The 22763-nt window shown below is 31.5% G+C and carries 24 protein-coding genes; 21 read left to right on the top strand and 3 right to left on the bottom strand.

Annotated features, from left to right (window positions below; translation table 11 throughout):
* Window positions 1–290: 290 nt before the first annotated feature.
* Complete coding sequence (locus GMA11_RS03570; protein ID WP_205422881.1) at window positions 291–548, bottom strand: helix-turn-helix transcriptional regulator; 258 nt, start codon at window positions 546–548, stop codon at window positions 291–293.
* A gap of 198 nt (window positions 549–746) precedes the next feature.
* Here GMA11_RS03570 and GMA11_RS03565 point away from each other — a divergent pair, with 198 nt between their 5' ends.
* Entirely contained in the window at window positions 747–1154 is a 408-nt protein-coding gene (locus tag GMA11_RS03565) for a helix-turn-helix transcriptional regulator (RefSeq protein ID WP_163545840.1), read from the top strand.
* 305 nt (window positions 1155–1459) lie between these two features.
* Here the strand turns inward: GMA11_RS03565 and GMA11_RS03560 are convergent, their stop codons facing one another.
* Entirely contained in the window at window positions 1460–1717 is a 258-nt protein-coding gene (locus GMA11_RS03560) for a helix-turn-helix transcriptional regulator (protein WP_205422881.1), read from the bottom strand.
* Between the two features lie 198 nt (window positions 1718–1915).
* Here GMA11_RS03560 and GMA11_RS03555 point away from each other — a divergent pair, with 198 nt between their 5' ends.
* Window positions 1916–2323, top strand: coding sequence for a helix-turn-helix transcriptional regulator (locus tag GMA11_RS03555; RefSeq protein WP_163545840.1), 408 nt, complete (start codon window positions 1916–1918; stop codon window positions 2321–2323).
* A gap of 95 nt (window positions 2324–2418) precedes the next feature.
* On the opposite strand, the gene GMA11_RS03550 is transcribed toward GMA11_RS03555, so the two are convergent.
* Window positions 2419–3732, bottom strand: coding sequence for an N-acetylmuramoyl-L-alanine amidase (locus tag GMA11_RS03550; RefSeq protein ID WP_163545839.1), 1314 nt, complete (start codon window positions 3730–3732; stop codon window positions 2419–2421).
* A 183-nt stretch (window positions 3733–3915) separates the two neighbouring features.
* Here GMA11_RS03550 and GMA11_RS03545 point away from each other — a divergent pair, with 183 nt between their 5' ends.
* The 19 genes from GMA11_RS03545 (at window position 3916) to GMA11_RS03455 (ending at window position 22729) form a co-directional block, all read left to right on the top strand.
* Window positions 3916–4857 (top strand): helix-turn-helix domain-containing protein, encoded by a 942-nt coding sequence (locus tag GMA11_RS03545; RefSeq protein ID WP_163545838.1) that lies wholly within the window; start codon window positions 3916–3918, stop codon window positions 4855–4857.
* A gap of 10 nt (window positions 4858–4867) precedes the next feature.
* Window positions 4868–5386, top strand: coding sequence for a CDP-diacylglycerol--glycerol-3-phosphate 3-phosphatidyltransferase (gene pgsA, locus GMA11_RS03540; RefSeq protein WP_163545837.1), 519 nt, complete (start codon window positions 4868–4870; stop codon window positions 5384–5386).
* A gap of 29 nt (window positions 5387–5415) precedes the next feature.
* Window positions 5416–6669: a competence/damage-inducible protein A gene (locus GMA11_RS03535; protein ID WP_163545836.1), complete on the top strand. Its 1254-nt coding sequence runs from the start codon at window positions 5416–5418 to the stop codon at window positions 6667–6669.
* A complete protein-coding gene (gene recA, locus GMA11_RS03530) occupies window positions 6659–7768 on the top strand; it encodes a recombinase RecA (protein WP_205422880.1) in 1110 nt (369 codons plus the stop codon). The genes GMA11_RS03535 and recA overlap by 11 nt, the downstream gene beginning before the upstream one ends.
* Window positions 7769–7919: 151 nt before the next feature.
* Entirely contained in the window at window positions 7920–8456 is a 537-nt protein-coding gene (locus tag GMA11_RS03525; RefSeq protein ID WP_163545835.1) for a hypothetical protein, read from the top strand.
* On the top strand, window positions 8456–9415 hold the full coding sequence (locus tag GMA11_RS03520; RefSeq protein WP_163545834.1) for a hypothetical protein: 960 nt from the start codon (window positions 8456–8458) through the stop codon (window positions 9413–9415). The genes GMA11_RS03525 and GMA11_RS03520 overlap by 1 nt, the downstream gene beginning before the upstream one ends.
* 93 nt (window positions 9416–9508) lie before the next feature.
* Complete coding sequence (gene mnmA / locus GMA11_RS03515; RefSeq protein WP_163545833.1) at window positions 9509–10642, top strand: tRNA 2-thiouridine(34) synthase MnmA; 1134 nt, start codon at window positions 9509–9511, stop codon at window positions 10640–10642.
* A 311-nt stretch (window positions 10643–10953) separates the two neighbouring features.
* Window positions 10954–11502, top strand: coding sequence for a hypothetical protein (locus GMA11_RS03510; RefSeq protein ID WP_163545832.1), 549 nt, complete (start codon window positions 10954–10956; stop codon window positions 11500–11502).
* 79 nt (window positions 11503–11581) lie between these two features.
* A complete protein-coding gene (locus GMA11_RS03505) occupies window positions 11582–12082 on the top strand; it encodes a YutD family protein (RefSeq protein WP_163545831.1) in 501 nt (166 codons plus the stop codon).
* Window positions 12079–12846, top strand: a complete 768-nt coding sequence (locus GMA11_RS03500; protein WP_163545830.1) for a TIGR01457 family HAD-type hydrolase — start codon at window positions 12079–12081, stop codon at window positions 12844–12846. The genes GMA11_RS03505 and GMA11_RS03500 overlap by 4 nt, the downstream gene beginning before the upstream one ends.
* Before the next feature lie 24 nt (window positions 12847–12870).
* Window positions 12871–13638 (top strand): class I SAM-dependent methyltransferase, encoded by a 768-nt coding sequence (locus GMA11_RS03495; protein ID WP_163545845.1) that lies wholly within the window; start codon window positions 12871–12873, stop codon window positions 13636–13638.
* Window positions 13635–13919: a cupin domain-containing protein gene (locus GMA11_RS03490; RefSeq protein WP_205422878.1), complete on the top strand. Its 285-nt coding sequence runs from the start codon at window positions 13635–13637 to the stop codon at window positions 13917–13919. Before GMA11_RS03495 ends, GMA11_RS03490 begins: the two co-directional genes overlap by 4 nt.
* A gap of 456 nt (window positions 13920–14375) precedes the next feature.
* Window positions 14376–15758 (top strand): C39 family peptidase, encoded by a 1383-nt coding sequence (locus GMA11_RS03485; RefSeq protein WP_163545829.1) that lies wholly within the window; start codon window positions 14376–14378, stop codon window positions 15756–15758.
* 60 nt (window positions 15759–15818) lie between these two features.
* Window positions 15819–16061: a hypothetical protein gene (locus GMA11_RS03480; protein WP_163545828.1), complete on the top strand. Its 243-nt coding sequence runs from the start codon at window positions 15819–15821 to the stop codon at window positions 16059–16061.
* Between the two features lie 31 nt (window positions 16062–16092).
* Window positions 16093–16980: a hypothetical protein gene (locus GMA11_RS03475; RefSeq protein ID WP_163545827.1), complete on the top strand. Its 888-nt coding sequence runs from the start codon at window positions 16093–16095 to the stop codon at window positions 16978–16980.
* A gap of 50 nt (window positions 16981–17030) precedes the next feature.
* Window positions 17031–17435, top strand: a complete 405-nt coding sequence (locus GMA11_RS03470) for a hypothetical protein (RefSeq protein ID WP_163545826.1) — start codon at window positions 17031–17033, stop codon at window positions 17433–17435.
* Between the two features lie 303 nt (window positions 17436–17738).
* On the top strand, window positions 17739–18299 hold the full coding sequence (locus GMA11_RS03465; RefSeq protein WP_163545825.1) for a hypothetical protein: 561 nt from the start codon (window positions 17739–17741) through the stop codon (window positions 18297–18299).
* Window positions 18300–18679: 380 nt separating this feature from the next.
* Window positions 18680–19480, top strand: coding sequence for a hypothetical protein (locus tag GMA11_RS03460; protein ID WP_163545824.1), 801 nt, complete (start codon window positions 18680–18682; stop codon window positions 19478–19480).
* Window positions 19481–19540: 60 nt separating this feature from the next.
* Window positions 19541–22729, top strand: coding sequence for a SpaA isopeptide-forming pilin-related protein (locus GMA11_RS03455; protein WP_163545823.1), 3189 nt, complete (start codon window positions 19541–19543; stop codon window positions 22727–22729).
* The last annotated feature ends 34 nt before the right edge of the window (window positions 22730–22763 follow it).

The raw sequence follows: 22763 nt of genomic DNA, 5'->3' as shown, positions 1-22763 counted from the left end.
TCGTATTTTATTAATCTGTAAGTTATATGTACCATATACCGTACCATCTACTTCACTAGTTGCTTAATAGTTTAAGTCAAAAGTGATGTACGAATAGCTCCTTCCCCGCACAACGTAGGGGAAGAGACATGTATCGTGTACATGTCGGTGAGCCGTACATCACTTTGTGACTTAAAAATAACATTTGTTACATCACTACCTTTTATGAGTCATCAACCCTATTTGACATAGAGCCATAATAAAAAGAGAGTTAGACAATTTGTCTGACTCCTTTTTGTTTTATCATAAGATTAAAATTCATTTTCTTGTATCATTGTTTGTATATGTTTTTGTTTCTTTTTATGAAATTCTGTAATATCACCAAAAAATAAGTTTTTTTCAGGAATTTGATATAACTCTTGCATCTTCAAGCTAATTGATCTTGGTATATGGGAAGAATTACGTTCATATCGAGATAATGTATCTTTGTTAATAGACAAAATTTTTGACGCTTCAATTAGTGTTAAATTGGCATTAGCACGTGCTGCTTTTAAAGATAAAACAATCATGATAATATCCCTCCTTTTATATATATTCTATATTATCCGAATAAATTCGGATAGTCAAATAGAAAAGTGCTTTATATACTATAAAATCTATTTTCTCTATATATAAATTCTTTTTATTTAATGTTTTATTATAGTATAATAGACTTAAATATTTTGTTTTAAATAAAAAATATAGATTTTGTGAATAGAGGATATAAGTTGAAAGAAATATTAAAAAAAGCGATGAGTCAATCTTTAAAAGACGCTCTTTTAAAAAAACAAAAGACACAAACAGCTATTTCAAAAGAAACAGGTATTGCAACAAGTACATTAAATGATTACATCAAAGGGCGCACATACATTTCTGAAAAAAATCAAGAAAAAATAGCACGAGCTCTTGATATGAGTGTTGATACACTATTTCCAAAACAAAAAATAGTTTCATATTTAAATTCACCTATTGAACAAAGTGAAGTGCATGAAGCAAATACAATATATGGCACTTTAACGACTGAAGAACTTCATCAGATTGCAAAACCATTTACACAAGAGCAGGTTTTAGAAATGCATATCGTTAAAAATGATGTAGGAAACTATGACGTATCAATTATACAAATGAATAAGTAATAATTTATATTGATGGTGAATGGCTAATGCTATTCACTGTTTTTTTATTTGGAATAAACTAACCAAAATAAAATACTTGGGTTGCCCCAAGCATTTTATTGGTTATCAAAATAGACTTTTAAAGCATTAACAACGTCTGTTGCCACTTTTTGTCTGTAATCTTCTGTCCGTACATCACTTTGTGACTTAAAAATAACATTTGTTACATCACTACCTTTTATGAGTCATCAACCCTATTTGACATAGAGCCATAATAAAAAGAGAGTTAGACAATTTGTCTGACTCCTTTTTGTTTTATCATAAGATTAAAATTCATTTTCTTGTATCATTGTTTGTATATGTTTTTGTTTCTTTTTATGAAATTCTGTAATATCACCAAAAAATAAGTTTTTTTCAGGAATTTGATATAACTCTTGCATCTTCAAGCTAATTGATCTTGGTATATGGGAAGAATTACGTTCATATCGAGATAATGTATCTTTGTTAATAGACAAAATTTTTGACGCTTCAATTAGTGTTAAATTGGCATTAGCACGTGCTGCTTTTAAAGATAAAACAATCATGATAATATCCCTCCTTTTATATATATTCTATATTATCCGAATAAATTCGGATAGTCAAATAGAAAAGTGCTTTATATACTATAAAATCTATTTTCTCTATATATAAATTCTTTTTATTTAATGTTTTATTATAGTATAATAGACTTAAATATTTTGTTTTAAATAAAAAATATAGATTTTGTGAATAGAGGATATAAGTTGAAAGAAATATTAAAAAAAGCGATGAGTCAATCTTTAAAAGACGCTCTTTTAAAAAAACAAAAGACACAAACAGCTATTTCAAAAGAAACAGGTATTGCAACAAGTACATTAAATGATTACATCAAAGGGCGCACATACATTTCTGAAAAAAATCAAGAAAAAATAGCACGAGCTCTTGATATGAGTGTTGATACACTATTTCCAAAACAAAAAATAGTTTCATATTTAAATTCACCTATTGAACAAAGTGAAGTGCATGAAGCAAATACAATATATGGCACTTTAACGACTGAAGAACTTCATCAGATTGCAAAACCATTTACACAAGAGCAGGTTTTAGAAATGCATATCGTTAAAAATGATGTAGGAAACTATGACGTATCAATTATACAAATGAATAAGTAATAATTTATATTGATGGTGAATGGCTAATGCTATTCACTGTTTTTTTATTTGGAATAAACTAACCAAAATAAAATACTTGGGTTGCCCCAAGCATTTTATTGGTTATCAAAATAGACTTTTAAAGCATTAACAACGTCTGTTGCCACTTTTTGTCTGTAATCTTCTGTATTAAAAATTTTCACGTCATTATCATTATTCATATAGCCTAATTCTAAAAGAAGAGAAGGCACTTTATTATCGTATAGAACTTGATAAACGCTTAATTTAACACCATTTGTTTTTAAAGGTAGATTTTCAAATTGTTCATTTACTAAGTCTGCTAATCGCATATCTTCGTAGTGGAAGTAGTGAACGGTTGTTCCACTTGGACCTTTTACATCGGCTGAATCATAGTGCAGGCTGATGAACACATCAGCTTGTGCTGTATTGGCAATTTCAGAACGTTTTTCTAAAGTAACATCAACATCAGATGTACGTGTCATAATGACTTTAGCACCACTTTCTTCTAATAATGTTTTTAATACTTCCGCTGTTTTTAAAGCGAGAATACGTTCGTTTATATTTTCTGAAATATTTGAAACAGCACCACCGTCTGTTCCTCCATGTCCTGGATCTAACACAATTGTTGCACCATTTAATGTTTTTGATTTTGTTCCAACTCTTTGCGCTACATTTTCAAAGAATTTTGCTTTACTTGCATTGATATAACCATCTATATTACTACTAGACGTTGCTGAATAATAGCCATTTTGAGCTTCCTTATCTTTTACATATAAGAACTCACCTTTATAAATGTTTTCCAATGCTCCTGAAGGACCAGGAGAAGCGAGTAAACTTGTTGGATCTGTTGCTTTAATAATGTTTCTTGCTGGATAATTATTTGCTTTTATTTTAGAAGTGACTTGATTACTTTCTGCAGATTGTTGTGTTGTTTCTTTTAATGCAGATGATTCTACCCAAGCTAATTCATTTTGATAAAGAATTTGGCTCCAGTCATTTTTATCAAAAAACTTTAAATAAGTAGCTTGTCTATCCAGTTTTCCTATTTCTTTATCAGTGGATCTAGGATCTTTAAACACAGATACATTTTCTTTTGCCACACTCATTGTACTTCCTGAATGTGTTACATTTACTTGGTCAGCATATAAGTCTTCTTCTTGAATCCATCCTTGTGTATTATCGTAAAAGATATGTACCCAATTTTTTTCTTTTTTTAAAATGGTTACTTTACTATCTTTTTTGACTAGTTGTTGGATAACACTGTCGGTATTAGCGTTTTGTCTGACTGCAATATATTCTGCTTTTACTAATGTTGTTGTGACTAAAGATAAAAAGTAAATATTTAATATAGCAACAATAATAATTGTTGCTGTTAAAATGATAAACCTATTATTTTTACTTGTATTCATTTAGTTATTCCTTATATTTCATCTTTTGTAAGTATCTTTTTTTAATATAACATAAAATACATATAAAGAGAACAGATAACTTTCAAAATAAATAGATTTTAAGTATTTTTTAGTAAGACATATTTTTAAAACTAAATTGAAGTATGGTATAATAAAATGTAAAGACGTGAAAAGGAGAGTTTTATGACATCTTTAGGTAATATTTTAAAAGAAAAAAGAGAAAAATTAGGCTATACTCTAAATGACATTCATGAAAAAACGGGTATCCAATTACGCTATTTAGAAGCGATTGAAAATGATCAATTAGATATTATTCCAGGAGATTATTATAAGAAAAATTTCGTTGTGCAATATGCCTCTGTTGTAAAAATGGACGGAGAAAAATTGCTTGAAGAAAACAAACGACAAGCTGAACTAGCAGAAAAAGAACGTTTGAAAAAAGAACAAGCTATGAAAATGAATAAACCGAAAAAAGTAGCACCGGTTTCTCCTAAACCAGCAACGGCGGCTACAACACCAGAACAAAAGAAAAATAGAAAACCTGTTATTATATTTTGTGCCATTGCTTTAGCCATTGTTACTTCGTTAATTTATTTTTCACCGAAACTATTCCAGCAATCAGTAGAAACAACGACTACAACAACGACAACTGCTGCATCTATTACGACAACAAGTACAGCTAGTACAACAAGTACAACAACTGCGACGACCACTGAAAGCACAACAACGACAACAGAAACGACACAGTCTAGTACAGCTAATAATAGTGGTGTATCACAAAATACTGTAGCACCTGGTGGTAGTAATTTGGTTGTTCAATCGTCAACAGCAAATCAAATCGTGTATGGTCTAGGTGATGCATTTAAAAATTATAAAGGTGACTATAACTTAACGATAAAAGTGACTGAACCAACATGGGTGCGTGTGTCTGTTCACGGGAAAGTTATTTTAGAAAGAACGATTACAGATAAAGTGCCAACAACTATTCGTGCTTTAAATAATGCGAATGATGTTACAATTACATTTGGTATTTCTCAAGCAGCAACATTAACACTAAATGGACAAAATGTGGCTGTTCCAACGACATCGAGAGTTGAAACGGTTAAAATCAATTTAGCAAAATAGGTGATAAAAAATGAATATTGCAAACAAATTAACACTAGCAAGAATGATTGCCATTCCATTTTTTATTGTGTCTATGTACGTATTTCAAACTTTTGAAATAGCAACGCTGATTTTTGTATTGGCAAGTATAACAGATTGGTTAGATGGTTATTTAGCTAGAAAATATCATCTCATTACAAATTTTGGAAAATTTGCTGATCCTTTAGCAGATAAAATACTTGTCTTAACAGCATTTATTTTGTTAGTTGAAAAGCACTATATACCTGCTTGGATTGTGTGTATTATCGTTTGTCGTGAATTAGCCGTTACTGGATTACGTTTATTACTTGTCGAACAAGGAAAGGTTATGGCTGCGGACTGGTCGGGAAAAATAAAAACAGCTACACAAATGTTTGCGATTATTTTTTTACTAATGAATAATTTTCATGTTGGAAACATATTTTTATATATTTGTTTATTCTTTACCATTTATTCAGGTATAGAGTATTTTTATAAAAATCGTTCTGTTTTTGAAAATTTATCATCATAATGCATATACTATAAATAGAGGGTTTATTTATGAAAGCAGAAATTATTACAGTCGGAACAGAATTACTCTTAGGTGAAACATTAGATACAAATACGCATTATATTGCCAATGTTTTAAAAGAATTGAGTATTCCAACTTATTTTCATACAAGTGTTGGTGATAATATAGAGAGAATACGTAGTTTATTAAATATTGCTTCCAAAAGAAGTGATTTAGTGATTTTATCAGGAGGACTTGGCCCTACAAAAGATGACTTAACAAAAGACGCATTAGCTGAACATTTACAAGAAACATTATTATTAGATGATGAGGCTGTTGATAAAATCAAACATCATTTTCATAAAATTGAAAAAGAAATGCCAGAAAATAATTTGCGACAAGCTCACTATATCAAAAATAGTCATATTTTAAAAAACCACAATGGCTTGGCTATTGGTATGGTGACAACAAAAGATAATGTGATGTATGCTGTATTACCTGGTCCTCCCTCTGAAATGACAACAATGGTGGAAAAAGAACTATTGCCTTTTTTGAAAGAAAAAATAGGTGGTGTTTTTGTGTCAAAAACACTGAGATTCACAAATATCGGTGAATCTGCTTTAGCAGAAAAAATTAGTGCTATTATTGATACACAGTCTAATCCTACGATTGCGATTTACGCATATACAGGCGATGTTACCGTTCGATTAACCGCAAATGGTCGAACAACACAAGAATGTGATGAAAAAATTAAACAGACGGAAGCGCTGATTTTAGAGCCATTAAAACCTTATTTCTATGGATACGATCATCAAACACTGGCTGATGTTGTGATTGCTTTATTAAAAGAAAAGCACTATACACTCAGTGTTGCAGAAAGTTTAACAGGTGGTTTATGTCAAAGTAAGCTGGTTAGTGTTTCTGGTGCATCTGATGTTTTTTCAGGCGGTGTTGTCACATATCAAACAAGTGCTAAAGAAAAAATACTTTGTATTCCTTCAGAATTACTGTTAAAATATGGAACAATAAGTCATGAATGTGCTATGGCTATGGCACAAAATGTGAAGGCATTATATGGTAGTGATATTGGTCTTTCTTTTACTGGGATTGCTGATGAACATGCAATAGAAGATAAAGTATCTGGAACGGTGTATATTGGTATTGCAATGCCAAATAAAGAACCTATATCATATTGCGTACATTTTAATCGTGGTAGAAATGCCAATAGAGAATTATCCGCAATATTTGGTTTAAACAAATTGAGAGAATTGCTCGAAGAAAAAGGAGAACATTATGGTTATTAGTGAAGAAAGAATGAAGGCATTGCAAGATGCTATTAAGAAAATTGAAAAAGATTTTGGTAAAGGATCCATTATGCGCTTAGGAGATAGAGCCGATACAAAAATTGATGCCATTTCATCAGGTTCTATTTTAATTGATTCTGCATTAGGCATTGGTGGTTTCCCTCGTGGACGTATCATTGAAATTTATGGTCCAGAATCATCTGGTAAAACAACAACAGCTTTACACGTTGTTGCAGAAGTACAAAAAACTGGAGGAGTAGCGGCATATATTGATGCAGAACATGCAATGGACCCTCTTTATGCTAAAAATTTGGGAATTGATATTGATGATTTATTCTTATCTCAGCCAGATAGTGGGGAAGAAGCACTTGAAATTGCTGAAGCTTTAATTAGTTCAGGTGCGATTGATGTTATTGTCATTGACTCCGTTGCTGCACTTGTACCAAAAGCAGAAATTAAAGGTGATATGGGTGATTCTCATGTTGGGTTACAAGCTCGTTTAATGTCACAAGCGTTAAGAAAATTATCAAGTGTGATTAACAAACAAAAAACAGTTGCTATTTTTATTAACCAATTACGTGAAAAAGTCGGTGTTACATATGGAAATCCAGAAGTAACACCAGGAGGACGTGCTTTAAAATTCTATTCAACGATTCGTATGGAAGTACGTAAGAGTGAAGCCATTAAAGGAAGCAAAGATTCTGAAATCATTGGTAACTCAACAAAAATTAAAATTGTAAAAAATAAAGTGGCACCACCATTCAAAACAGTTTATGTCGACATCATGTATGGTGAAGGTATTTCTAAAACAGGAGAAATTTTAGACTTAGCTGTTGAGCATGACATGATTAAGAAAAGTGGGTCATGGTATTCTTATGGTGAAGATAGAATTGGGCAAGGGCGTGAAACAGCTAAAAAATTCTTGTTAGAACACCCAGAAATCATGGCTGAAGTTGATAGAAAATTACGTATTAAAATGGGACTTATTGAACCAACAGCAGAAGAGTCTGCTTTATTAAACAAAGATATTTCTACTGAACAAGAAGAAACAGTCGATATTACAGATCCATTATTAGTGGAATTATTAGAAGAGGAATAACATAAAAGGGCTATCTCAAAAATGAAGTTGACAAATTTTATTTCAAAAATTTAGTCTTATGTATGCTGTATCAATGGCAAGCGGATACCCAAACATGTCTGCTTGCCATTTTTTTATCATATATCGGGTCAACCTCTTTATCTTTAATATTATGAAAAAACGTGTTTATTTATTACTATCATTAGGTTGTATCATACTATCGATATTATTTACATTCAAACAAGTCATACCATATCAATGGCAAACGTCATTTTATGGTTCTGTGTACACTGATGATCAGCCACTTGGAGATTATCGTTTACGAGTGCATGCTATTGAAAAATTAGATACTGTCATTAAGACAAAAAATAGCACTCTTTTTTACATAGTAACACATGAGTATGGTACGATTTTATTAGAAGCAGAAAAAGACGATAAAGATGTGAACATGATTTATAGCCAAAAAGACGCATTAGCAACATTACAACCTACTTTATGTGTTAGAGTTATGCCAAAATATACGTCTGGGTACACAGAAATAGAAAATAATCTTCCTAAGTATTTATCAAGTGATAATATGACATTATCACGCTATGTATCGGTTTATCAGTATAAAAAAGTAGCACCATGGGCGTGGATTATTTCTCTTATTTTCTTATTTTTTGCTCTTAAATATTTATATCGGTTATTGACAAGGAGAAGAACATAATGAGAAAACAGCGATTAAAAGGTACAAAAATAAAATTACTCATTAGTTTTTTTGCTATCATTTTCTCTTGTTCAGCCGTATCGGATATTTTTCAATCTAATGAACAACTGGCAAAAGACGCTTATGATAAAGGGCAAGTTTATAAACAATATACTTTACTATATGCCAATCCTGTAGCAATAAAAGTATTTGATATAGATAAAACATCTATTGAAATAAACGAAACAACATTATACCTCATTAAACATGAGTACGGCTATGTTATGCTTGCAGCAGAAAAAAACAACACTATCGTGCGTGATTTATTTCATCGAAAACAAAGTTTAAAAGAGCAACCTGCCTATGTCATGACAACTTTTGTTCCAACAGTTGAAAAAGTAGGACGTCGCTCAAAACGTTTATTTACAAATGTGACTGTTGACTTATATACCGATTTTTTAAGAGCTGTGCCAAAAGATGCAATAATTGGTTCGGAATATGTATCCTTAAAGAGATTTAACGACTCACAAGTTGTCAAACACTTGATAGGTTTTGGTGGGATAATAATTAGTATTTTTCTATGGATAACATGCACGAAACGTATTAAACAAAATTTAAAAATGTATACAATTTTTGAAGAATACTTTCCAGAAGTGACATTTGGATATGGTATTATTGCTTCAAATGCTTCATACAAAGATAAAAAATTACATCTTTATGTATATAAAGATACCCTCATTGTGAATCAGAAGAGTTTTATTTTTATCCCCTTAGAAGAGATTGCAAGTATAAACTATACAACATATATACGAAAAGTAAAGAATAGTACCGTTACTATTTTTCAATTAAGTGTTAAGAAAACAAATCGACAAACGATTTCTCTAGTAGAGAATGCACGGAATCTTAAATTACGTGTCGTGCTTTTTTATGAGTATTTAGAGAAGCACAATTCAAAAATCCGTCGAAATATGTCTATCTAAGCTTTTTGGTTTTACATCGGTTTTAATTATCTGTATACTAGATGCAGTCAAGCGACCTTCAATCGCTTAATCAAACGAAATGATGGTGATTTTATGACAAAAACAAATGCAAATACTCGAGTTGTTGTTGGCATGAGTGGAGGAGTAGACTCTTCTGTGACAGCACTTCTTTTGAAAGAACAAGGATACGATGTGATAGGTATTTTTATGAAAAACTGGGATGATACAGACGAAAATGGTGTCTGTACAGCAACGGAAGATTATAAAGATGTTGAAAAAGTTGCTCAGCAAATTGGTATCCCGTATTATTCGGTGAATTTTGAAAAAGAATATTGGGATAAAGTGTTTACGTACTTTTTAGATGAGTATAAAAAAGATAGAACACCTAATCCTGATGTGATGTGCAATAAAGAAATAAAGTTTAAAGCCTTTTTAGACTATGCTATGGATTTAGGTGCAGATTATGTCGCAATGGGGCATTATGCACGTCTATCGACAGATGAATATGGTGTAAAGCACTTATTAAGAGGCGTTGATAATAATAAAGATCAAACTTACTTTTTAAGTCAATTATCCCAAGAACAATTACAAAAAGCGATGTTTCCTATTGGGCATTTACCAAAATCAGAGGTAAGACGCATCGCACAAGAAACTGGTTTAGCTACAGCAACAAAAAAAGATTCCACTGGGGTATGCTTTATTGGTGAACGTAATTTCAAAGAATTTCTTTCTCACTATTTACCAGCACAGCCAGGTCCTATGAAAACATTAGACGGCAATATCATTGGTGAACATGCCGGATTAATGTATTATACGATTGGACAAAGACAAGGATTAGGCATTGGTGGTGTGAAAGGTTATTCTGTTCATGAACCTTGGTTTGTCGTCGGAAAAGATTTAAAAGAAAATATTTTATATGTCGGACAAGGTTATCATCATGAGTATTTATATACGGATTATTTAACAGCGAGTGAATTACAATTCACAACAGATGAAGAAAAACCGTCTGTGTTCCACTGTACAGCTAAATTTAGATATAGACAAGCTGATGTTGGTGTGACCGTTCATTTATCAGACTCACAAAAAGAAGCAAAAATTATTTTTGATGAACCAGTTAGAGCCATTACTCCTGGACAAGCTGTTGTATTTTATGACGGCGAAGAATGTTTAGGCGGCGGCATTATTGATGCAGCATATAAAGATAATGAAAAAAGACAATATAGTTAAAAGAACAACCTTCGGGCTGTTCTTTTATAGAATTTGTAAGCGTTTTTTGTTATAATAAATAAAAAGAGGAATAGTATAGCATTTGGTCGTTATACAGTTTCTGTCATACGTCTTTTTTGTTTATTCAGCTGTCAACTAGAAACAGTATCTCTTCATGTTATATTATGGCCTATTAAGAAGAAACATTATTAAACATCTTTGTCGGTAAATAACCGTGCTTTCTTCTTTATTTCAGAAGGTGTTACATACTATTATATTAGGAATGAATATGATTAGAAATTCATTGGTTAAATAAAAGGAGGAAATGGTATATGAAACAAAGATATTTTTTGTTATGTATAATACTATGTTTATGTGGTTGTACACAATCTGTAGGAAAAATACAAGCAAATCCTTTTTCAAAAAATGAAGAAACATTATTATCAATTTTTTTAGAAGATATTCCCATAAGAGTAAAAATTACTCCGCCAAATCAAGCGCAAAAAGTGACGTATATTCTTAAAAAAATCACACATACAGGAGAAACGATTATTGAAGAAAGTGACTTTTTGATGCAAGATGAAAAAGAAATAAATCCTTTTGAATTGATTTTACGATATAACGATCATACATTGCAATTAATACTAGGAAGTCATAGATTTCTTAAACCATTAAAATTACCTGAATTGATGTATGGTATGGCAGGAAAAATATATGAATCAAAACTTAACAAATCTATTCAATTAAATGAATTTATTCCTTTATTTGTGTATAAAGACAGTTCTAATACCACATTGGAAAATATTGATAATTTACTAAGAAAAGATTTTATCGTAGAAGAACAAGAAATATATTATATCTTTGGTATTCAATGTGAATAAAAAGCACGACTATCGTGCTTTTTTTGGTTGTCTGTGTTAAGATAATAAACGAGATATAACTTAGTAAGTAGGTGACATATTGGAAAATGAAGAAATAAAAATACAAGATATCCCTGAAGCGAAAGTTTTTGTTAAAGAAAATCTTGTTTTTATCAATGAACATGAATATACACTAGAAGTCGATTTTAAAAACGGCTTTCAAATAGATGCTCTAGAAGATAGATACACTAAATTATTACAAAAATATCATTATATTGTAGGGGATTGGGGACATAATCAACTTCGTTTAAAAGGATTCTACAAAAATGATATGAAAAATGTAGAAGAAGATAGTAAAATTTATACACTGGAAGATTATTTACGTGAATATTGTGCTTTTGGGTGTGCCTATTTTGTACTTTCTTTAAATGGTAATCCTGTTATGCCTAAAGAAAATGCTCCACACAAGTCTAATCAACAAAAACGTAAAAAACAAAATACATCTAATCATAAAAAGCATACACATCAACAAAAACAACCACAAAAAGAAAAGACAAAAAAACATGCTTTTGTCATTCGTAAAGGAGATAAAAAAGCATGAGATACAAAGGATATTTAATTGATTTAGATGGTACTATTTATGTAGGGAAAAAAAGATTACATGAAGCAGAATGCTTTATTAAAACCTTGCAACAAAAACAGATACCATTTTTATTTGTGACCAACAATGCAACAAAATCTCCTGAAATGGTACAAGCGTTTTTACAAAATTCATTGGATATAGAGGTGAATATCTCACAAATTTATACCAGTGGTTTAGCAGCTTTAGATTATTTGCTCGCTGAAAAATTAGGAAATAAAGGATTTGTTATTGGTGAACAAATTTTGAAGGAACAATTTTTAAATGCTGGATTTATTGAAGAAAAAGAACATCCAAATTTTGTATTGCAAGCGCTGGATACACAAGTGACATACAATGATTTAAAAATGGCGAGTTTAGCGATTCAACAGGGTGCAAAATATATTGTGACAAATATTGACAAACAATATCCAACAGAAAAAGGATTTGTTCCCGGAGCTGGTGCTATTAAAGAGTTACTTGTTGCAGCAACAAGAGTTGAACCTGTTATTATTGGAAAACCATCGTCTATTATTATGAACCATGCAATCAATAGATTAGGCGTTCGTAAAGAGGATGTTATAATGGTTGGCGATAATTATCAAACGGATATTTTAGCCGGTATTGATAATGGAATAGATACATTATTGACGTTAACTGGCGTTACACAAAAATCAGATATTCCTCATTTACCAAAAGTACCAACACATATTGTGAATGACTTAAGTGAGTGGAATTATCTATAAAAATTTTTTAAAGGAAAGTTTTATATCATGACAAAACAAGCAGGACATCAATTTTTAGCTAAATTAGGTAAAAAAAGATTGCGTCCAGGAGGAAAAGAAGCAACAGACTGGTTGATTAAAAATGGAAATTTTTCTAAAGAGAAAAAAGTGCTAGAAGTTGGTTGCAATATGTGTACAACATCTATTGAACTTGTTAAAACATACCAATGTCATATTACTGGTATTGATTTAGACAAAAATGCACTTGAACAAGCAAAACAAAATATTAAAACAAATCAACTAGAAGAGTATATTACTGTTCAACAAGGTAACGCAATGCATTTACCATTTGATGACAATTCATTCGATATTGTCATCAATGAAGCAATGCTGACTATGCTGTCTAAAAATGCTAAAGAAAAAGCCATTAAAGAGTATTACCGTGTTTTGAAACCAAATGGTATTCTACTGACACATGATATTACATTCTTTAGCGATACATTAGAGAACACTATTGATACTTTACGTGAAACGATACATGTCAATGTTCATCCAATGCACCGTGATGATTGGCTACATCTGTTTCAAGAAATAGGCTTTGAAAGCCAAGAAATACACGGTCAAATGTCTTTGATGACGCCTACGGGAATGATAAAAGACGAGGGATTTTTTAATACGATGAACATTCTTAAAAATGGATTGCTTAAATCGGAAAATCGACCAATGTTTTTAAATATGTTTAAATTTTTTAATAAGACAAAAAAAGACTTAATGTACATTGCAATTTGTAGTAGAAAGAAGGAAAAATCATGACAATAGGAAACATAGCCAATCAAGCGGGTGTATGCTTTTCGTTTGATACATTCAAAACAGTCAAAAAAGTATTGGCAAAATCAGAAAAAATTAACAGACATAACCATATCGGACATCAAATTGTTTTTGTTATTGTGAAAGGAGCGGTTACGGTTTTACTAGACAGACAAGAAGAACATTTGTTGACTCCGGGTACAGCACTAACCTTTAATGGTGAACATACTATTGAAGCAGAAGCAAACGAACATTCTGAAATTTTTGTTACGTTAATAAAAGAATAATATCAATCCCTTATTGGAAAGTATGCCAGTAGGGGATTTATTATACATCAAAAATAAGTATTTATATAACTAATATATTGAATAACTGTTAAACAAGGTAAGTGGCTATAAAAAACTATAAAATATTCAAATAAATGACAGATGAACAAGTCGATGACTTGTCTGTATGTATTAAGAATACACTACGCATTATCAATCAAAAAGATATTCAACGCAAAGAAGCGTATCTGTTTTCAGCATGAAAAGATTATTTAAAAAAACCGCTATTCGTGTTGATTATCATCATATAGAATACGATGTAAATAGTACATTATTAGTTGACTATATTAGAATAATATATCATTTCCTATAAAAAAATGAAAATATGATAAAAAATCATAAAATCATATATAACGGTAAAAATGATTGAAAAAAAAAAAAAAAACGATATAATGAGCGTAGAAAGGAGACAAAAATATGAACAAAAAATTAAAATTAAGTGGACTATTATTAAGTACATTATTATTGTCACAATATCAACAAGTGACAACTGTCTTCGCTGAAACAGTGAATACACAACAAGAAGAAAAATATGTCAAAGCAACATTAGAAACAAGAGAAGATAAACCAGTATTAGTGGTTTCTTCTACAAAAGATATTAAAAATATTGTTGTATCTGTTAAAACAGATAAAAACGAAGTATTACATGTGCGAATACCTTTTATAAAAGCAAATACTGAAGAACGGTTAGACGTAGAATTAGAAAAAGCAACAACACGCCTACTACCAAAAACAAGTACTGTCAGAGAAACGTTAACTTTACATGAAGAAATCAATGGCAGACCTGTTACCATTACGATTCGCTATGATATTGAAAAAGTAGTAATTGATGAATTGCCAGTTAGTGTGACGTCACCTGAAAAACACGACACAGTGTCGCTCACAACAACTGAACGTCAACCAAGTATTGAAAAAGAAAAAGAGCAACCTAAACCACAGGGGCAACCAAAAGTGGAGCAACCTACTGTTGAAGAAACACCAAAAGCAGACACTCCAGTGGATGCAAAACCAGCAGAAACACCAGAACCACAACCGATTGCTCCTACACCAGAACCAGTAGCACCAAAAGAAGAACCAGTGGTTGCTCCTAAAGTGGAACAACCAAAAGAAGAGGCACAACCAAGTGTTGAAGAAACACCAAAAGTGGAATCTCCGGTTGACGCACAACCAGTAGAAACACCAGAACCACAACCGATTGTTTCTGCACCACAGCCAGTGGCACCAAAAGAAGAACCAGTTGCTCCTAAAGTAGAACAACCAACAAAACCAACAATCGCACAACCAAGAAATTTAGTACGTTATACACAAGATAACGCACCTTATAGTAGTCGTGTGTATGGCAATTACACAATCGGCAGCACGGGTTGTGTACCAACAGCTTTAGCGAGTATTTTCACTGAATTAAAAGGAACATCTGTTTCTCCAATAGAGGTAGCAGATTATCTATACAATAGCACAAGTGAATTTAACAGACGATTTGTTGGAACATCTGGTAAAGGTGTTGCTTTAGCAAGTGCTCATTTTGGATTAACTGCTGAAGTATTAAGAACTGTTGAAGATGTAAAAGAGGCATTGAAACAAGGGCATTTGGTTTATGCAGCCGTTTCTGGTCAAGAGTTTACACCTGGTTCAAGTCACGCTATCATTTTGACAGGATATGATGAAGAAGGACAAACAACAGTGTATAACCCTATCTCTTACAAACAAGTGAAAAAATATGATGTACATTACATTTGGGCACATCAAAGTTGGGATTCAGACGATAGAGCATTAGGAACACCATTTATTGTGATTAAATAAAGACGAAAAAAGCGACACGGTGTCGCTTTTTTTTGTTTTATAAAAAGGAGCAACTATAAAATGAAAATAGAAATAAAAAATCGTTTAGTTTGTACGATATTATTTAGTTTATTTTTTGTGAATATATTGATTTTCGGTACTCAAATAAGTTGTTTTTTTGATAGGTATGATATAAATATAGCTCTTATTTATGCTTTAGGCAATATGATGGCAATATATGTTCCTATTGGTTTTGCGGTTATTTTACTATATGACAGAAAAAGTACAAGTATACATGAGCAAGATAAAGAAAAAATGATATAATCAATAAAAAGTATATTTAAGGAGAAATATTTTGAAACAAATTAGAACGTTAATGTATACTTTTATTTTGTTACTCCCATTTTCTTTATGTGTTTATTTGGAAACTAAAGATATTTCTTTAAGTTTATTCTTGATGATTGGTTTCACTTTTTTCTTTTGGATTATTTTTTCTATTGGTATGTTAGAAAAAAGGGTATCTCAGTATTTTATATGGTTTGAAAACTCTACGTTCTCCAATGTTTTATCGTTTTCTTCATTGTTTATTTCTATACTATTGGCTGTTGTTGGTATTTTATATACCTTTAAATTTTCTCCAGTTGATATGACTGACATACAGCCCACAAAAGAAGCTATATTTTTAACAAAAGAAAATAGTTTTTTCCCAACACATGGATTGAATGTGTCAAATATAACATCTAATATATCTGGAGCATATAAAGAGATTTTTATTGGTACAATCATACCTTTAGACGATAATAAAAAAAGTTTGGTGCTAGAATCATTACTCACGACTAACAAACAAGAAAAAAATGGTATATTTGTCAATCTAGTAAATATTGATACTGGAATAAAAGATATTCCAAACATTTCACCACAACCTACAAAAATTTTATTTTTCTATGGAGACAAACCTAAAGTAAATCATATTTTTCTTGTTGTCGAAGATTACAATGGAAACAAAAATTATATCATGTATGTTTTATCTATAAATTCAGAAAAAAATCAATCGTACTTAAATTACTATCCACTAAAAGAAAAGGATTTATATAGCACAAATACATTATATGCATTATATGAAAAGATAGATTTTTCAAATGATATTTTTTGGAAAGAAAAACGGATTGAAGATATGCATACCTTTAAAGAGTATTTGATTCAATCGTTCAAACAATTTAAACAGACATTAGAGAAAGACTAAAAAACGACACGATGTCGCTTTTTAGTCTTAGAAAGGAATACTGAGAAAGCATGTTAAATCGAGAAGAGTTACGTTTACGTGTTTTAAACAAAATAGAACAAAGAGGTATCAACAAGCGTTGTTTATCTAAAATTTTAGGTTGGTGTCCTCAAACTTTAGAAAAGTTTTCTTTAAGTGAACATTATTTATCTGATAAAAAGCTATTAGATTTATGCGAATATTTACATATTCCTTTATATGAGAAAACAAAGCCAATGCTTCATCAAGAGTATATTGTAAAAGTAGATACTAAGTTTTATGCAGGAAAAAGAAAGCATACAGAATACTCTTTTGGCTATAAAGAATGGTATACGCATGTGTTCCATTCACGGAGATATAAAGCAAAAATATATAACAATTTTTTGTCTGCTGAAGCAGTTGCAAAACAATTTCATGGAACTGTTATAGCCCTTTAGTTTGTAAGTGAACTTATTAAAAAAATCAAAAAAATATTTATACAGTATTTTGTATGAAAGCCATTTTTGAAAACAAGTGTTTGAAACAAATGTTTTTTTATTTATTCAAAAAACTGTATAAATAAACAAAAAACCTTGTTTTACAATATTTGGTAGTGTTTACAATAAAGAGAAAAAGTTTTATAATATGTTTGTAAAAGAAAAACATATTAAAAAGAAACAGGTGAATCCAATGTACACAGTATAGCTTTTCATTAGAAAATCTTTAAAGTAAGAACATTAACAAAAAAGGAGAAGATTAACATGAGAAAAAATTTAAAAAAATTAGTAGTGTTAGGTTTGGTTGGTGTGTCTTTTGGTGGAGCGATTGTTCCTACTGTGTCAAGTGGAGTAGTTTATGCAGAAGAAATTACGAGTTCACTTACTGAAAATGGATATTATTATACGAGTTCAGATGGTATTACAAGATATGTTTATATAGATAGTAATAAAAACATTTTTGTTGATGGTCAACTAGTGATTGAAATTAAACCTATTTATGAAGATAGATCAGTTATATGGGATGGAAACTGGATGTATAATGTTACTGTTAGAACAACTCGTAGTGCAGGCAGTTCAGGTAGCGGTACTTTAAAAGCTGCATTATCTGCATTACCAGTTGTTGGGATTCCTTTGACAGTTGGATTTGGTATAGAGTCTATTAAAGCTGCATTATCTAAACCACGTCCTGGAGAATATCTTATTATTACAATGTGGACAAGAAAAGATTATAAACAAATTAAAATGGTTACAGAACGATTTCTAAATTCTGATTATTCTGGTTTTGTTGGAACAGATACAAATATAATTGATACAGGTGTCTAATATGGAAAAATTTTTTAGAATTTGTTGGGTAGTATTATGTATTTTAGGATTTGTGGGGGTTGTAATAATAAACTGGCAAAATATTATTTCCTTTGATATTAAAACAATTATTGTTTTAATATCGTTAATCTTATTTATTATTATTAGAAAAAAAGAATATAAACATATGAATGATTGATTCTATTTATTTAGCCACTTTTTCAAGTGGCTTTTTTTGTTTGGAAAGGAGAGAAAAAATGTTTTGTGTTGTGTCTCAAATGCTTTATATCATTTTGTGTCAAAAGACACGAGAACCGCCTTAAAAATCTTTATTTTAAGCGGATTTTATAGTACAATATACACAAAAAAATGATGAAAAAAAGAAAGGAAATGTGTCTATTATGAAAATGAATGAATTGAAAGAAAAAGCGTTAACGATTGTAAAAGAGAGAAAAGTTGTTGTGTTAAGTGTGAGTGCTGTCTTGTTATTAACAGCTGTTGCTATACCTGTTGCATTGACGCAAGGAAAACCAACACAAGTAACGAAAACAGCTTTAACATTGACAACAACGACAACTGTAAAAGCTAAAGCTGAAGATAAAAATAAGGAGAAAGAAAAAGCAGTAAAAGACAAAATTGAAACAGCTTTAAAACAAGATATTAAAGCAGATACGGATTTATCTTCTTTAGAAAAAGAAATAGAAACAATCACAGATACAAGTGTGAAACAAGCGTATCAAGAAAAACTATCACAGTTGAAACAAACCGTTGAGGAAAAGAAAAAAGAAGTTGTTGCGAAGAAAGAAAAAGAAGCAACTGTTTCAGTAACATCTCCGCAAGACAATACCGCTAATCAATCCGTTCATGTGGCACAAAACGTTCCTACTTCATCATCAAAACCAGAACAACCTCAACCACAGGAGCAACCAAAACCAAGTACACCAGCACCACAACCACAACCGAAAGTGGAACAACCAAAGGTAGAACAACCTAAACCTAGTTCAGAAAATGAGCCATTAAAAATTCATGGTCAAGTTTGGGTACCAAGAAGTTCTTATGAAAAAGTATTCATGACAGAAGAAGAAGCAGTTGCTTATGCTGAAAATTTACCTGATGAAGTTTTGCTTGCTTATAGTCGTGTTGGGTATGGTTCTTATCCTAGTAATCGAGGGGTTGTATGGATGGTATATTGTTACAACTAAATAAATGAGTGATTAACTTTATCAGTTTGATAAGGTTTTTTTATTTTTAGGAGAGGTAACATGTTAAAAAACAAATCATTTAAAAAGATATGCATGGTCATCACATTACTGTTTAGTTATGTGTTACCATTTGTCAAGCAACCTGTTCTTTATGCCATTTCTGAAAATCCAACAGTAACCGTTGGGGAATTATCAGACGTTGTGTCTAATGTGACAAAAGACGGGCAAACGTTTCAAGACAGAATGGGATTTATTTATGCAGACGGAGAGATTGTCTTTTGTGTTGACCCACGAACAATCGTGGACAATGGACGTGTCTACAATACTGGCTCTTTTTCACAAGGTGAAATTCATGATAGCCAAGGAAACACTCTGACTCAAGGACAAGTTGAAAAAATCAAAAGTATTATTTTCTGGGGTTGGGATATGAGCGATGACCATTCCTTAACACAGTATGTGAAAGTGCAAGGAGCGATTTATAAAGCGTTAGGGTATGATTTTGATAGAATGTCTAGTCAAGTTGATTCGGCTGATGTGGATACATTTATATCAGAAGTTGACGCACACGTTATAGGTACTTTTTCTTTTGCTGGAGATACTATTACTTTAAAACCTGGTGAAAGTCGTACATTAACTGATACTTATGGCAACTTACAATATTTAGACTTTACTAATAAAGACGGTTGGGAATTTTCAAAAAATGGAAATACTCTGACGATTACAGCTACTGAACAAGCAACAAATACAACGGTGTCATCTTTTAACAGAAAATTAGGAAGATTTATGAAAACTAGTCTTTTGTTAACATCAAATGGGTCACAAACCGTTGTGGCATTTAAAGACCCGAATTTTTTAAGAGGAATATTTAAGTTAAATGTTGAAGAACGAAAAGGGCATATTCGCATTGTGAAAACAGACGCTCAAACGGGCGAAGCACTACAAGGTGTCGAATTTGCATTATTTGAAAAAGGTGGTACCAAAGAATTAAAAGTTGCATTAACGAACGAACAAGGGATTGCTGAATTTAGAGATTTAGCTGTAAAAGAATACGATGTTAGAGAAGTCTTAGCGAAAACAGGCTATGAATTAAACCCTCAAACATTATCTGTCACTGTTGAAGCGGATAAAACAGCAACCCTAACCGCAACAAACGTGAAAAAAGGTTCTTTATTAAAAATTGTCAAAGTAGACGCTGAAACGCAAGAAACAATCGCTGTTGCTGGTGTATCTTTTCAAGTTTATAAAGATGATCAACCTATTTCTATGAATGGTACAGATACGTTTGTGACTGATTCAACTGGTATGATTATCCTACCAGAAAAATTACCAGTGGGTTCTTATCTCATCAAAGAAGTAAAAGCACCAACTGGTTATGTGTTATCTAAAAAAGCCATTCCAGTTGTCATCAACGGAAAAGAAACAACAGTGACAGTCACTGTACAAAACACCAAACAAAAAGGTCAAATTTGGCTATCTAAACGTGGTTTTAAAATCACAGCTTGGAACAAGTTAGAAAATGGTGTTTACTTAGCTGAAACCGATAGTGTACTTTTAGGTGGGGCTACATTTAGATTTACAAATACAGCAACACAAGCACAATTCGAGTTAACAACTGTTGACGGAGAAGTCTTAAAGACAGCAGAATTGCCACTTGGTACTTATGAAGTAGTGGAATTAACAGCTCCAAACGGCTATGTCAAAGACAATACGGTTCATACAGTAACCTTAACAGCAGAAGACCCAGCACAAGAAGTTAGTATCGAGTCTTTAAGTGTTTATAATACACGTCAATCATTAACTGTTAACGTCACAAAAGAGTTTGAAACGTCTGAAAAAGGACACGAGGCAAAAGCAACGATTGGGTTATTTTCTGCTGAAGATTACACAGAAAATAATGTGACATTGCCAAAAGATACGTTAATTGGTCTAAAAGAAGTGACTGGCACATCAAGTATCACTTTCGACAATATCCCGTCACAAATGAAAGTATATGCAAAAGAAATCTCAACATCTCAAGCATACACATTAAACGAAGAAAAATTCCAAGTGACACCTGGTAAGATGAGTGATACAGGTAAAATTTCTAGTGAAATTGTGACAATCAAAAATGCATTGAAACGTGGAGAATACAGCTTTGTTAAAGTGGATTCTTCTAGTAAAGAACCTCTTGCGAAAGCAGAGTTTAAATTAGTATCTATTTTATCGGACGGTTCAGAACGTGAAGTTGGGTTATTTACATCTGATGACAAAGGTTTATTGAGCTTTAAAAATTTAGAGTTTGGTAAATACTACACACAAGAAACAAAAGCACCTGCTGGTTATTTCTTAAATGCGATGAAACATTTCTTTGAAGTGAATGGTATCAGCAATGCAACCAATATGTTGCGTATTGAAAATGAACGTATTCCGTCTATTGTCACAGAAGCAACCGCTCTTGACGGTGGAAAAGTAGTTTATAAACATGAAAAAATCAAAGAAGTGGCACGTTTTGATAGTTTAGTACCTGGTAAGGAGTATGAAGCTGTTGCTACGATGTATACGTCAAAAGGAGAGGTTTTAGCAACACAAAAACGTATGTTTACAGCTAAAGCCATTCAACATGAAGAAGTATTCTTCTTTAATGTACCAGTCAAACATGTTGGAGATACTGTTTTTGGTGAAGAGTTATACAGAGACGGTGAAAAAGTTGCGGTACACTTTGATTTAACAAATAAACATCAAACAGTGACAGTATTAGAACCAACAATCGGTACAATCGCTAAAATCGGTGGTCAAAAACAAATGACAGTAGGCGAAAAACAAGAACTTGTTGATACGCTAACATACAAACAATTTAAACATGGTAAAGTGATTGTATTAGCTTGGTTAGTGAAGTATGGTACTGATGACATGGTTGTGAAACCAGTTGAAAAAGTTGTAGAATTAAATGGTGACGGAGAAGTTGCAATCACATTAGATACTATTGATGTATCTAAATTACCAGTAGGAAAATATACTATTTTAGAACAAGTTTTTGAAGTTGATGAAAACGGTAATGTTGGGAAATTAATTTCAGAGCATACAAATAACAAAGATGAGCAACAATCCTTTACGATTGTTGAGAAAGCTAAATTACCAAAAACAGGTGAAGATGATTTATTTGCATTGGTTTTAATTGGTTTAGCCTTTGTATTATGTGGTATTGTTTTATTTTTACAAGTGAAAACAAGACAAATGGATAGATTAAACGATAAAGAAAAATTATCATAAGGAGTAAAAAAGCGACATCGTGTCGCTTTTTTTA

The sequence above is a fragment of the Granulicatella sp. zg-ZJ genome (genome assembly GCF_010892355.1).
Lineage (GTDB): Bacteria > Bacillota > Bacilli > Lactobacillales > Aerococcaceae > WM01.
The sequence above is the reverse complement of the archived record's forward strand: the minus strand, read 5'-3'. Positions and strand labels throughout refer to the sequence as shown.